Raw genomic sequence first — 13,268 nt, 5'->3', positions numbered from 1 at the left:
GGGTCAGCGTCTGCCGGGCAGCGTTCGCCATCCCACAACAAGATGCTGTCTTGCTCGGAGCGCACGACGTAACCCAGTTTACGCAGTTCCGTAATGAGGGCGGTGATACGGTCGGTCTCCTTTATTTTGAGGCTTTGCAGTCCAGTGAAGCGGAAAGGGATGTCCATCAGGCAGCAGGTGACGACAAAGGTCTGCGCCAGGTCCGGGATGTCCACCATGTCTTCGTCGAGACGGGTGGCGGGAGTACCCTTACGGATCAGTTTTACTCCCCGGTCTGTATATTCGGTATGGACGCCGAGGCGGGCAAAGACTTCCGCGCCGCGGCTGTCGCCTTGATAGCTGTGGGCGAAGAGACCGAGCAGTTCGATTTCTGCCGTGTGCGCTTCTTCCTTCGTGCTGTCTTCACTTTCTTTCGCGCTACTTCTGTCTCCCCCTTTCATTTTTATTTTTTCATTTTTAATTCCTTCTATTGCCATCATCTGATACCAGTAAGAGGCGGCGCTCCAATCGCTTTCCACGGTGAAAGGAGTATCTGTGTATCCGCCGGGGCTGACGGTGATACAATCTTTGGAGGCCCAGTCGGCTTGGGCACCGAAGTCGCGCATCAGTTGCAGGGTCAGGTTGATGTAAGGGCGGGAGATGATGTCGCCCGTTAGGTGCAGGCGTAATCCTTGGGGGAGTACGGCGCCAATCATCAGCAGGGCGGATATATATTGGGAACTTACATTTCCGGCAAGGGATATTTCTTCGCCTTTCAATGCTGTGCCGGTGATGCGTAGTGGGGGGAAACCTTCGTTCCCGACGTATTCAATCTGAGCACCGAGTTCGCGCAAGGCGTCTACCAGTATGCGGATGGGGCGTTGCTGCATGCGTTGTGTACCGGTGATGATGCGGGTGCCCGGAGTTACGCTGAGGTAGGCGGTGAGGAAACGCATGGCGGTGCCGGCGGCAAGGATATCTATATGTCCGGGATTTCCGTCGAGGGCACGGGTCATCACCATGGTGTCGTCACAGTCGCTCAGATTGCAGGGCAGGATATTGCCATGGGCAAGGGAGTGGAGGATGAGGGCGCGGTTGCTGATGCTTTTGGATGCCGGGAGTTGTATGGCGGCATGCAGGGCGATAGGGGCAGAAATGGTATATCGCATGGTCGTATTTGTTAAGTTACGGTGGTAAGGAGTTTTTTTATTGTCACTGCAAAAGTAGGATAAATCTTTGGGAAATGGAAAAAAGGAAACTTGTTTCTGTGGTTTCAATCTTTCGTTTATCTTTGCGGAGGTAAGTCCTGCTATCGGGACGGATAGATATAATTAAGCATCATTCTTATGGAAATAGATTTAACCACCCCCGCCTTGCTGTTTTCGGCCATATCGCTGATTATGCTGGCCTATACCAACCGTTTCTTGTCCTATGCCCAACTGGTGCGCACCTTGAAGGAACAGTACATGGAGAACCCGTCTTCGGTGAAGGCGGCGCAGATTGCCAACCTGAGGAAGCGGCTCTACCTGACGCGTGCCATGCAGGTGGCGGGCATCGGCAGCCTGCTGCTGTGCGTGGTCAGCATGTTCTTTGTCTATATCCGTCTCCATCTGCTTTCGGCCTATATCTTCGGTTTGGCGCTGATATTGCTGATTATTTCGCTGGCCATATCGGTGTACGAAATATATATATCGGTGAAGTCTTTGGAGATACATCTCAACGATATGCACGAGTAGAGGCTCTACGGGATGATGTTCCGTACGGGGAGTTCCAGTTCTCCCCAGTCAATCATGGCATTGAACAGCCTGACAGTAGAGAATGAAGGCAAGTCTTCCGGTCTGATATCTTTTTCCTGCAAGATTCCTTCTTCCAGCAAGGCTGCCCGTTTGGTCCCTTTCAGCAGGGGATGTGCCGGCGTGTACCAGTGGGTACCGTCGGAAAGGGCGATGTTGGCGATGGAGGTGTCTGTCAGCAGGCCTTGTTTCACAATCAGAATGTCGTCGCATGCGCCGCGCAGGGCAAAGAGGCAGTTCAGCGGTTCGCGTCCGGCGCTTTTGTAGGTGTAGTCGATGGTATCGGCCTGCATCAGTGCCAGCGAATGCACGTGCCGCACGGCGTAGGGGGAGTAGCTGAGGTCTTCAATACCTTTTTCACCATACACTACGCGTGCCTTGACGATGCCCGCCCCGGTGATGCCTGCTCCACAGCCGGGAGACGACAGATAATCGGACAGTTGCAGCGGTGTGCTTTCCGGCCAGAAGTGGGCGCGGGTATCGTTCAGCCTCCGGTTGTGGCGGGAAAGGTTGCAGACCCTTCCGTGGTCGATGCGTATGGTTTCAATAAATAGGCACATATATTTTCTGTATTACTTCGTTGTATTCGCTTTCCCACCGGCTTTTGGCGGTGATGCCGCCTCCTGCCTTGAAGTGGAGCTGGCCGTTTTCCTGCTCGATGAAGCGTATCATGACAGCGCTGTCCAGCTGTCCGTCGGCATAATGCCCCATGATGCCGGTGTAGAAGCCCCGGCGGTAGTCTTCGGCCTGGGCGATGATTTCTACGGTTTTGGGCTTGGGGGCGCCGGTGATGGAGCCGGCAGGAAGCAGGCGGAAGATGATGTCGCCCAGGTGTGCGGTGTAGTCTTCGGGCAGGGTGCCGCATATCTCGGAGCTGGTCTGGAGGATGGGGCCCTTATTGGTTTGCAGGCGGTCTATATAGCGGTAGGAGGTCACTTCGACGTGTTCCGAAACCATGCTGAGGTCGTTGCGTATCAGGTCGACGATGGTGGCGTGCTCGGCTGCCTCTTTGGTGTCCTGCATCAAGAGCTGTTCCGCATCGGGCAGGGTAGCGTCGATGGTGCCTTTCATGGGGAAGGACTTTATCTTGCCCTTCTCTATGCGGACAAAGATTTCAGGGGAGAAGCAGACGAACCGGTCTTTCAGCCACAGCTTGTACAAGGCTTCGGAGTGGAGGAATATTTCTTCCAGTGTCAGATTGGTGGTGACGGGTACCCGGCAAGTGAGGTTCGTCAGGTAACTGTTGCCTGCCAGCAGGTTTTGCTTCACGAGGTCGAACGAATGTCTGTATGCGGCGGGGGAAGGGGGAGTGATGTCCCACTGGATAGGGCCGGCGCATCGGGCGGCTGTGCTTCTGGCAAGGGCTGTTGCAGCCGTCTCCGTGTTGCCTGCCTTCGGGAATTGGAAAAGGCAGGTGGCGGGGTCTATCCGGTCGAGGGGCTCAATGTGCGACTGCTCTTGCGCGTAGTCTACGATGAAGAGGAAGGGCACATTGGCTCCGGCCAGTGCGTTCATGCGGGCGATGGTTTCTGTCCGGCTGTACGTCTTCATGCGTCAATAGACTGCGGAGGCTATCACCTGGATTATCAGAATGAGGAACACCATGGCAATGGGATATACCGTGGCATAGGCCACGCTCGGTATGTTGCTGTCCGTCATGGAGTCGGCGGCGGCAAGGCCGGGCGTACTGGTCATGCCGCCGGTGATGGTGCCCAGCAGGTCGAGAATGTTTATCTTGAACACGAACAGGCCTACGCATACTGCCACCAGCATGGGCACCAGCGTGATGGCGGCGCCTACGCCGAACAAGAGCCAGCCGCTTTCCTGGAACGTGGCCATCAGATTCCGTCCTGCCGATGTCCCTACTTCGGCAAGGAAGAGCAGCAGTCCCAGCTGGCGCAGCAGTTGGTTGGCAGGGCCGGACATGGACCACAGAATGGGGCCGGTCTTTCCGATGGCGCTCAGGAACAAGGCGACCATCAGGATGCCTCCCGTCAGTCCCGGAGAGAACGACAGACTGTCCGAGAAGGAGATGTTGAGCTTGCCGAAGAGCACGCCCAGCACGATGCCCAGGGCGATGGGGAAGAAGTCGGTGTCGGACAGTTGCTTGGTGTCGTTGCCCAGCAGGCGTGCCACTCCCTTGATGCCGTCCTTCTCGCCCACCACCATCAGCTTGTCGCCGAATTTCAGGGCGAGGTCGGGCGAGGGGGAGAGGTCGATGCCGCTTCGGCGGATGCGGGTGACGGTGCAGCCGAAGTTCTTCATCAGGTTGAGGTCGCCCAGCTGCTTGTTTATCATATCCTTCTTGGTGAGCAGCAGGGATTCAATCTCCTGCATGTCTACGAGTGGCAGTTCGCCTTCTTCGCGTTCGCCCACGAGGACGGCGAGCTGGTTTAAGGCCTCTTCGCTACCCACGGCTTGTATGTAGTCTCCCTCGTGCAGGATGGTCTGGGCGGTGGGGATGGCTATCTGCTCGTTGTGCTTGTGGCGTGAGATGACGGCTCCGGTCATGGCGCGCGCATTGATTTGCATCAGGCTCCGGTCGAAGACGGCGGGGTTGGTTACGCGGAACAGACAGGTTGTCAGTTCCGGGAACTGGCTGCGGCGTTCCTTCTCCAACCGGCGCGCCTCCTTGTCGAGGTCGATGCGCATGATACGGGGCAGCAGCTTAACGAAGAGAATCACGCCGATAACGCCGAAAGGATAGGCAATACCGTAAGCGATGGATGCCAGTGGGGAATGGGTGCTGTCAATGGCAACGGCGAGTCCCGGCGTACTGGTCAGGGCACCGGCTATCAGTCCCACGACACTGGGAGTATCGATGTCGAAGGCATATTTCAGTCCTACTGCCGTCAGGGCGGCGGAGCAGATGATGAGCAGGGTGATGATGATAAGCGTCTTGCCCTTGCTCCGGAAGGAGTCGAAAAATCCGGGACCGGCCTGGATGCCGATGGTGAAGATGAAGAGCACCAGTCCGAAGTTTCCTAATTCTTTGGGGATGATGACACCGAAGTGTCCGAACAGCAGGGCAATGAAGATGACGGCGGAGACGTCGAGCGAAAGCCCTTTAATCTTGATTCTTCCCAACATGAAGCCTAAAGCCACAATGAGAAAGAGCGCGAAATAGGAGGAGTTTAACAAGTCAGCAAACATAATCAGTTAAAGAGTTAGGAATTTATGTCACAAAGATAGTGCAAAAAAGTGAGATAGAAAAAGTCTTGCTTCCTTGTGGCATATAAAAAAAGATGATGTGCCATCAACCGTTTTGACACATCATCTTAATATATATATCGGCCTATATGACCGGTATTCCTGCGTGGGGCAGGGCGGTACTTATTTTTCGAGTTCCTTCAGCAGTTCCTCTACGGCAGCTTTCAGCTGTGTGTCTTCTCCCTTCACGATGGTCTCGGGTGAATTGGCTACTTTGATGTCCGGCTCCAGCTGCGAGTTCTCCAGATAGCTGCCGTCCGACAGGCGGTAGCCCACGACGGGGATGCCGAATACCAATGACGGGTCTTGCAGGCGTTCCCACGACACGCTGGTCATGGTTCCCGGCACGGGCATGCCTACCAGCTTGCCCAGTCCGCGGTGGCTGTAAACCCACGGCGTGCCGTGCGCATTGGAGTAGTTGGCCTCGCACATCACCATGATGGAGGGTTTGTTCCAGCGGCGGCTGGGCATGTCGCACGTCTCGCGACCGCGCACCACTTGGGTGAAGTATTTTTGTCCACTGAAAAGTATTTCTATATCCTCGTGCAAGCGTCCACCGCCATTGAAACGGGTGTCGATGACGATGCCTTCGCGGTTGTTGTATTTTCCCAGGATGTCCGAGTAGACGGAACGGAAACTGTCGTCTCCCATAGACTCGATGTGCACGTAACCCAATCGGCCACCCGACCATCGGTCAACGTCTGCCGCACGCTGTTTCACCCAGCGGCTGTAGAGTAAATCGCTGAACGCACCGTTCGTAATGGGGATAATGACCTCTTCCCAGTGCTCCTTGGTCTGCGGGTCGAAGAGAGAAACAAGTGTTTTCTTCCGTGCCTTGTTGTTGAGCAGCGTGTAATAGTCCGCATCGGGGGTGATTTCCACGCCGTCTATCTTTTCGATGACTGTGCCGGCTTTCACCCGGGTGTTGGCTGTGTCGAAGGGGCCTTTCTCCACTACTTCGGCAATGAGCATGCCCTTGCCCGTGTAGTTCCAGTCGAAGAACAGTCCCAGGCTGGCAGTAGGTTCGGATTGCCCTTTGGGATAGAAACGGCCGCCGGTGTGAGATACGTTCAGTTCGCCCAGCCATTCGCTCAGCAACTCGGCAAAGTCATAATTATTGTCGATATGGGGCAGGAAGCGGCGATAGGCGGCGGTCATCTTGTCCCAGTCCACTCCGTGCATATTGGTATTGTAGAATCGCTTCTGCTGCTGGCGGTACACGTGGTCGAACATGTATTCGCGCTCCGCAGCCAAATCCATCTTGGCATCTACTTGGAAGGTGATGGGGGTCAGCGCATCGGATGAAGTGTCCATTTTCTGCATCTTGCGGCTGCCCAGCAGGAAGAGGCTCTTGCCGTCCTTGTCCAGCTGCATGTCTGCCCATCCAGCGTCCATCTTGTGCAGCAGGCGGGTCTCTTTCTTGCGTAGGTCCATCTTCCAGAGGTCGTATCCGCCTTCGAAGGCAGCCAGGTAGTAGAGTGTCTCGCCATCCTTGGAGATGATGGTGCTGCCCATATCGGAAGAATTCGGGGTGAGGCGCACCACACGGTCTTCGATGCCTCGCAGCTCGACGACGATGTCTTTCGGCTGGTCATCTTTTTCGTCAGTATTGCTGTCTTTCTTGTCGTCTTTCTTCTTTTTATCCTTGTTTTTGTCTTGGGGGGTGTCTTTTCCGGCAGACTTCTTCTGTTCCTTCTCCAGCTCCTTGCGCAGTTCGTAGTCTTCCTTGCTCAGGCAGTATTTGTCGTAGGCGTCTTGGTTGAGGAAGACGAGCATGGCGTCGTTCAGCGAGCCCCATGAGGCGTGGGCACGCATGCCGTAGCGTTCGGTGGTGAAGAGGATGGCGTTGCCGTCCAGCGCAAAGCGGGGATAGCCGCTCATGTAGCCGCTATTGGTGAGGTTGATGATGTCTTTGCCTCCCTCTGCGCTGACCAGGCCGATGTCGGAGTAGGGGTCGTGCTTGTTACCCGTGAACTCAAGTGTAAACCATTTACCGTCCGGCGACCATGCGTAGTCAAATCCTCCGCCGGTGCTGTACCAGGTGGAGCCGTCCGTAATCTGGCGCACCTTCTTCGTCTCCAGATTGAGCACCATCAGCCGGATGCGGTCTTCGATAAAGGCGAGTTCCTTGCCGTCGGGCGAGAATTGCGGATAGGCACGTTCCACGGTGGTGGAGGGCAGCAGCACTTCTTCTTCAATCAGCGTGGCGTTCGGGAAGTTAGGGTCTTCCTTGCGGGCTATCTTGGCAAGGTAGAGCTGCCAGTTGCCGCCTCGCTCGCTGGCGTAGGCCAGGGTGCGGTTGTCCGTCGCAAAGGAGAGGCCCGCTTCGCGTGCCGGTGTGTGCGTCACCTGCTTGGTAGTGGCATAGTCTGCCGAAGTGACAAAGACTTCTCCGCGCAGCGTGAAGGCAATCTGTTTTCCGTCCGGGGACACAACGGCAGAGGTGGCTCCGTCGGAAGACTGCAGGTTGGCGAATTGCGGCCGGTCATCGCGCACCAGTTCTATGGCGACTTTCTTCGGGGTGGCATCCGGCTGCTGGGTATAGATTTCGCCGTCGTAACTGTAGCACAACGTCCCGCCGTCACTCATGGAGAGGAAGCGCACGGGATGTGTCTTGAAGCTGGTGATGGGCTTCACCTCTCGGGGCTGTGCCAGCGGGAAGGCATACACGTTGAATGAGCCGCCGTTTCTCTCACTCAAAAAGTAAACCGTTCTTCCGTCGGGTGACAACACCGGGTTGCGGTCTTCGCCCGCGCGGTCGGTGAGGTTGGTATGGATACCCGTCTTTGCATCATACAGCCAGATGTCGCGGGTGATGGAGGAGGTGTGGTGCTTTCTCCATTCATCTTCAAATCCCTTGCGGTCTTGGTAGAGGAACTGATGGCCCGCCTTGTCGAAGCAGACCGCTTCGGCAGGGGTGCCCAGCACTTGCTCCGTACGCCCTCCCGTTGCAGGTACTTTGTAAAGCTCGGTCATGGCCGAAGTGGGGAAAAGAGCGCTGCTTGCCGGGTCCTGGATGGATGCGGAAAACAAGATATACTTTCCGTCCGGAGTGAATGTGGAGGGTATCTCACCGGTGGAGTGGGTAGTGAGCCGTTGGGCGGTTCCGCCGTCTGCCGGCATCACGAATACGTCGAAGTTGCCGTATCTGTCGCTGGCAAAGGCAATCTGTTTGCCGTCCGGTGACCATATGGGGGTACATTCGTAGCTCTCTTGGGTAGTAAGCTGTGTGGCGGTTCCACCTTTGGCGGGCACCTTGTAGATGTCTCCTTTGTAGCAGAATGCGATTTCCGTACCGTCGGGAGAGATTTGCACATCGCGCATCCAGAGCGGCGTGGCGGCATGTCCGGCAATGGCAGTAAGGCCTAGTGCAAGGATTGCAAGGGTTTTCTTCATAAGTGTGTGGGTTGATGTTAATTATAGAATGTTTATAAACGTCATGATGCTGTCCACAAGGCAAGGAGCGAGGTACGTCATTTCATACCTCGTGCCTTGTATATCTGTTCTTTGGCATTGTTGATGCTTTGGAACTTCTCTTCTGCGGCTTTCTTGATGTCTTCGCCCAGCGTTGCCACCCGGTCGGGATGGTGTTTCAAGGCTAGGCGGCGGTAAGCGGCACGCACTTCGTCATTGGTGGCAGTGGGTTCAATTTCAAGTACTTTGTAGGCCTCGTTCAGTGAGCTACCGCCTAGGTTAAGCATGGATTCCACTTCCTTGACGGATAGTCCCATGTACATGGCCACTTCTTTCAAGGCTTCTATCTCCTCGTTGCAGACGTGTCCGTCGCTTTTGGCAATTTCTACCAAGAATACCAGCAGTTGCAAGCGTTCCTCGTATGTCAGGTTGGCGGCAATCTGCGTTCCACAGTCACGGATGGTGTTTTTAAATGCCAGTGGGTTTTGTCTGTCCATCTGCTTGCGCTGTTCGAAGAGGTTGAGCAGTATCCGTTCTCCCTCGCCCACGGCAGCCTCACCGAATGTGCTTCTCAGAAAGCGGCGGACGAATTCCATTTCACTATGCATGATGCGCCCGTCTGCACGGATAATGTACGAAGCCATCACGAGCATGGAGAAGAGGAAACTGTTCCGTTGCCCGGTATAGGTAGTGCCGTGCGTTGGTGCTTCTCCATAATAACTGCCTGCGTCATTTGAATCGGTGTCGAACAATGAACCGAATACAAAACCTGCCAAGGCTCCCAGCGGTCCTCCGGCCATGAAGCCGATGATGCCGCCTATCCATTTAGCTGCTCCCATAATTTTTCTTGTTTAAAGTGCAAAAATAGAGATTTCTTACGAGAATTCCAGTAATTTGATGAGCTATTCCCGCTGAAGCGAATAGGCACCGTCTTCTTTTTGTACATATTCAGCATATTTATGGCAGCAAGTCTGTCATTAAGAAATACTATAAAAATTAAGGAGTTAAGTCTTAGACTTAACTCCTTAATGCTCAACAGTCGGGATGACAAGATTCGAACTTGCGACCACACGCCCCCCAGACTTCGCGAGAGATAAACTGATAACGGCTGATTATCAATTGTATATACTCTATTGCATCTCTTTCGGTTTACACTATGGTTTACCTATAGTATAATGCTGCTTGTTAATACTAAATCTTTATTTGGAATTATTGCTAATTAGTTAATTCCTATATGTCTAATTCTCATTTGCAAAAATAATACTTTTATTATTAATCTGTGCCTTCTATCGAGTAATTTTTATAGTCAGTTTTCCTTTTCAAATCCCCTCAAACTCTTATATATGATAAGATAGCTTGGAGCATTATTCAGCACTGCAATGAAGAGTGCGTACGGCTTCAAGCATTAATGATAAAAACAATTACCGGGTCACACTTATTTTCAGAAGATGGATAAGCATGTAGATTCGATGATGCGTAGCAATTTCAGTATGTGGACAAGACATAAAGTTCCCCACGAAAGAATGTATGCCGCATGATAGGCCAAGTAAATGCGAGGAGCTATTTACAACGGTTCAACTATCACAACCAGTCGAAAGATTGGTCTATTTTTTTCTTCTCCCCTTCCTTGATTTCCCTTCAAAGCCTTATATATGAGAAAAGTATATAAGAGAAATAGAGAATAGAAACATAATTACTAACAATTTAAAACTAAGAGACATGGGAAATTTAATTAAAGGATTGAAGGTCGCAGCTTATGTGGCCGAGATTATCGTGGCAGGTTCCGTAGTAATCGAGCTTGCAGAAAAGTATTGTGGCAAATTCGGAAAAAAGAAGATTGCCACGGGTGAAGTCAAGGCCGTTGATGCTGCGACTGAAAACTGATAGTACGTCTGATGAATGGATTATGACAAGAAAGCGGACGTAATAATAACCGTATTGGAGGTAGCAACTTCAATACTCAAAGGAATAAAGAAGCTAAGAGGTATATTCATAAAAGCAAAGAAATGACACCTCTTGGCTTTTTGTTTTTTCATCGCATTTTATTAACCGACTAAAAAATAACAAGAGTATGGAAACAATGACTAATGAACTTACTGTCATTCCAAGAACAATCGGAATGGTAACAAGAATGATGGATGCAGTTAATATCGAAGATGCTGTAATCGTATCTGAAGAAGAACAGAAAGAGCATCCTAATTTTATTGAGAGTAACACTTCGGGTATTACACTTGAAGAACTTGAAAGGAACTGTATTGTCCCTAGTTTTGGGGATAACCAGCTTACAATCAGCCACCAGAAATTTATCCACCAGGTAGAGGATGCCGCGAAAGTATATTTTACCGGAGAGAACTTTGGTAACACGGAAATCAGAGTATCACATAAAATCCTGGGCAGGGTTCCGGGAGCATTGACAAAAAGGAAAGAAGAGCTTAGACCGGAGGACGAGACCATCTATTATCAACGTATGGCTTTCTGTTTTCATATCCGTTCCATGAGCAGAATGATGAACGGCGAGGAAGTACATTTATGTATCGGAGGTGTAAGAAGCCTGAACGAGGAAAACTTATACGCCCGAAAATCACCCGAGAAATTCAAGATCTTTATCGGGTGGAGGGTTCGTGTGTGTTCAAATCTGTAGCTAACACTTGAAAAGGGACCCGGAACAACATTTAAAAAGTGCCCCACCCATGGGTATGTTTAACCGAACAAAATTGGTATATTCATAAAAACCAATGGCGTTCATAATATGTACCACATGGAAGAAAGAGATTCCATAATTCTCGCCTATAGGCGTGACGGATTGAGCATCCGTGAGATCGCCCGTCGTAACGGCATGAGCCGCAAGACTGTACGCAAGTATCTCCGGGCTTTCGAACAAGCGGTCGGTGACAACCCCGATGCGGAAGCAATGGACACGTACCTGCAGCAGCCGGTGCGCTATGACAGCAGCAAACGTGTCCGCAGAGTGATGAACCAGCAGGTGATGGAGGCGATAGACGGCTTCATGGCCCGCAACCGGTCTAATGCCGCGGCCGGATTGCGCAAGCAGCAGATGCGCAAGATTGACATGTGGCGCCGGTTGCGCGATCAAGGCATAGAGATTGCCTATTCGACGGTATGCCAGTATGTCCGTGCATTGGAAGTGGCGGTGTCCGCTCCAGCCAAGTCCCCGGCGGCGTTCATCCGCCAGGAGTATGAACCGGGGTTCCGGTGCGAGTTTGACTGGGGCGTGCTGACACTTTGGATTGCCGGTGTCAAGACGAAGCTGCACATGGCCGTGTTCACGATGAACCATAGCAACCTGCGGCGGGCATACCTGTTCTCCCGCGAGGACACGTTGGCCCTGATGGAAGCACACCGCAACTGCTTCCGTGCTTTGGGGGGCACGCCGCAAGTAATGGCCTACGATAACATGCGGGTGGCCGTCAAGAAGTTCCTTGGACAGGAGCGCGAACATACCGATGCCCTGCGCCGCATGGAACTCCACTATTGTTTCACCCCTCATTTCTGTAATCCGCGTTCGGGATGGGAGAAAGGTAAGGTGGAGCGTTCGGTGGAACATATCCGCCGGCGGGCTTTCGCCTATGATGTCCGTTTCGGTTCGCTGGAGCAGGCGCAGTGTCATCTTGACAAGGTCTGTGACAGGCTCAACGGGGAGGCTTCCAACATGTCTGCGCAAGAGAAGAAGGAGCGCGTACAGGCCGATATTGCGGCTTTGCGGCCGCTTGACCACGGTGACATGGGCTGCTTTGAGCAGCGGCATGCCCGTGTCGGGAAGTATTCCACCATTACCGTCGATGGTGTGCATTACTCTGTGCCTGACCGGCTTGTCGGTCGGGAGGTACCCATAAAGATGTATTCCGAGCGTATTGTCGTGCTTGACGGTCGCGACAAGGTAGCCACGTATGTACGCTCCCGGCGTCTCGGTGACTGGTGTATCGACCTGATGCACTATCTGGGCACGTTCCTTCGCAAGCCTGCGGCGTTGGGACGATCCACGGCCATGCGACAGGTACACCCGGACGTGGCGGCACTGTTTCGCAAACATTTTACGGATTCTCCCAGATCGTTTGTCGAACTGCTCGTGTTTACCCGTGACAACCAGCGCACTTATGCCGACATACTGGCTGCGGCAGACCGTCTGTCCTCCCGGGGACTCAAACGCCTGTCTTCCGAACAATTGAGCGCCGAGATGCTGGCCAGTGACGGCAATGGAACCGCAAACGTCCGTCAAGACGCGGCCACCCTGACCCCGTCCGATCCACAACAGACCGCCATTGAAGAATCGGCCTCACAGACATTGGACACACTTTCGGCGATGATCGGATGTGGCGCCACACAACAACCTGTAAACAAAGTTACCGTCTAACAACATAAAAATTGCATAGCAATGGAACAAAACGAAAATCAAGACTCCATACGCGAACGGATACGTGCGTATGCCTTCGACCTCAAACTCCCTCTGGTACGACGCGACATCGACCTGCTTATACAGCAAGGACTTGATGAACGATGGAACCTGTGGATGTTCACGGCCGAACTCCTGCGTCAGGAAAAAGAAAACCGCTCGGAGAACCAGCGTCGGCATCGCATCAAAAATGCCGCGTTCCCACAGTTGCGATACCTCAACGAAATAGACACGGACGCGCTTCCGCCAGAAGCGCGGAAGGCCTTGCCAAACCTTGAGACACTTGATTTCATCAAGGAAGGGCGCAACCTTATACTATACGGGAATCCCGGTACCGGAAAGACCCATCTGGCTACAGCCTTGGGGATTGCGGCCTGTAACGCGGGATACTCCGTACTGTTCACTTCCGTGCCCAGACTGCTTACGCAGATAAGGGAATGCCGGAACGCAATGACACTAAG

General features: G+C 53.0%; 10 protein-coding genes and 1 pseudogene. 5 read left to right on the top strand and 6 right to left on the bottom strand.

The genetic code is table 11. The features are described 5' to 3' along the window. Positions 1–1,148: 3-phosphoshikimate 1-carboxyvinyltransferase (locus ABUA47_RS10315; RefSeq protein ID WP_349831586.1), on the bottom strand; the 1,148-nt coding region annotated here is incomplete at its 3' end. Positions 1,149–1,325: 177 nt separating this feature from the next. Here ABUA47_RS10315 and ABUA47_RS10310 point away from each other — a divergent pair. Further along, positions 1,326–1,715, top strand: coding sequence for a DUF2721 domain-containing protein (locus ABUA47_RS10310; RefSeq protein ID WP_005824170.1), 390 nt, complete (start codon positions 1,326–1,328; stop codon positions 1,713–1,715). Positions 1,716–1,720: 5 nt separating this feature from the next. On the opposite strand, the gene ABUA47_RS10305 is transcribed toward ABUA47_RS10310, so the two are convergent. From ABUA47_RS10305 to ABUA47_RS10285, 5 genes are all read right to left on the bottom strand, one after another. Beyond that, positions 1,721–2,332, bottom strand: coding sequence for an aminotransferase class IV family protein (locus ABUA47_RS10305; protein ID WP_005824168.1), 612 nt, complete (start codon positions 2,330–2,332; stop codon positions 1,721–1,723). After that, the gene (locus tag ABUA47_RS10300; protein WP_005824166.1) at positions 2,316–3,323 is read right to left on the bottom strand and encodes an aminodeoxychorismate synthase component I; all 1,008 of its coding nucleotides are present in this window, start codon (positions 3,321–3,323) and stop codon (positions 2,316–2,318) included. Before ABUA47_RS10300 ends, ABUA47_RS10305 begins: the two co-directional genes overlap by 17 nt. A 3-nt stretch (positions 3,324–3,326) precedes the next feature. After that, the gene (locus tag ABUA47_RS10295) at positions 3,327–4,925 is read right to left on the bottom strand and encodes an aspartate:alanine exchanger family transporter (RefSeq protein ID WP_005824164.1); all 1,599 of its coding nucleotides are present in this window, start codon (positions 4,923–4,925) and stop codon (positions 3,327–3,329) included. Positions 4,926–5,105: 180 nt separating this feature from the next. Beyond that, positions 5,106–8,378 carry a S41 family peptidase gene (locus tag ABUA47_RS10290; RefSeq protein WP_118067112.1) on the bottom strand — a complete coding sequence of 1,091 codons (3,273 nt, stop codon included), beginning with the start codon at positions 8,376–8,378 and terminating at the stop codon, positions 5,106–5,108. Positions 8,379–8,455: 77 nt separating this feature from the next. Next, entirely contained in the window at positions 8,456–9,235 is a 780-nt protein-coding gene (locus ABUA47_RS10285) for a DnaJ domain-containing protein (protein ID WP_022402300.1), read from the bottom strand. An 880-nt stretch (positions 9,236–10,115) separates the two neighbouring features. Between ABUA47_RS10285 and ABUA47_RS10280 the strand changes: the two genes are divergently transcribed. From ABUA47_RS10280 to ABUA47_RS10265, 4 genes and pseudogenes are all read left to right on the top strand, one after another. Further along, positions 10,116–10,280 carry a hypothetical protein gene (locus tag ABUA47_RS10280; RefSeq protein WP_005824152.1) on the top strand — a complete coding sequence of 55 codons (165 nt, stop codon included), beginning with the start codon at positions 10,116–10,118 and terminating at the stop codon, positions 10,278–10,280. A 187-nt stretch (positions 10,281–10,467) separates the two neighbouring features. Next, a pseudogene (locus tag ABUA47_RS10275) lies at positions 10,468–11,034 on the top strand (DUF3871 family protein); the annotation flags it as partial. Positions 11,035–11,145: 111 nt separating this feature from the next. Continuing rightward, on the top strand, positions 11,146–12,768 hold the full coding sequence (gene istA / locus ABUA47_RS10270) for an IS21 family transposase (RefSeq protein ID WP_064774950.1): 1,623 nt from the start codon (positions 11,146–11,148) through the stop codon (positions 12,766–12,768). A gap of 21 nt (positions 12,769–12,789) precedes the next feature. Then, a partial coding sequence (locus ABUA47_RS10265; RefSeq protein ID WP_196030853.1) for an ATP-binding protein occupies positions 12,790–13,268 on the top strand: 479 nt, incomplete at its 3' end.

The sequence above is a fragment of the Bacteroides sp. RTP31139st1_H2_RTP31139_211217 genome (genome assembly GCF_040227615.1).
Taxonomy (GTDB): domain Bacteria; phylum Bacteroidota; class Bacteroidia; order Bacteroidales; family Bacteroidaceae; genus Bacteroides; species Bacteroides uniformis.
Note: the sequence above shows the minus strand (reverse complement) of the source record. Positions and strands in the feature narration are given on the sequence as shown.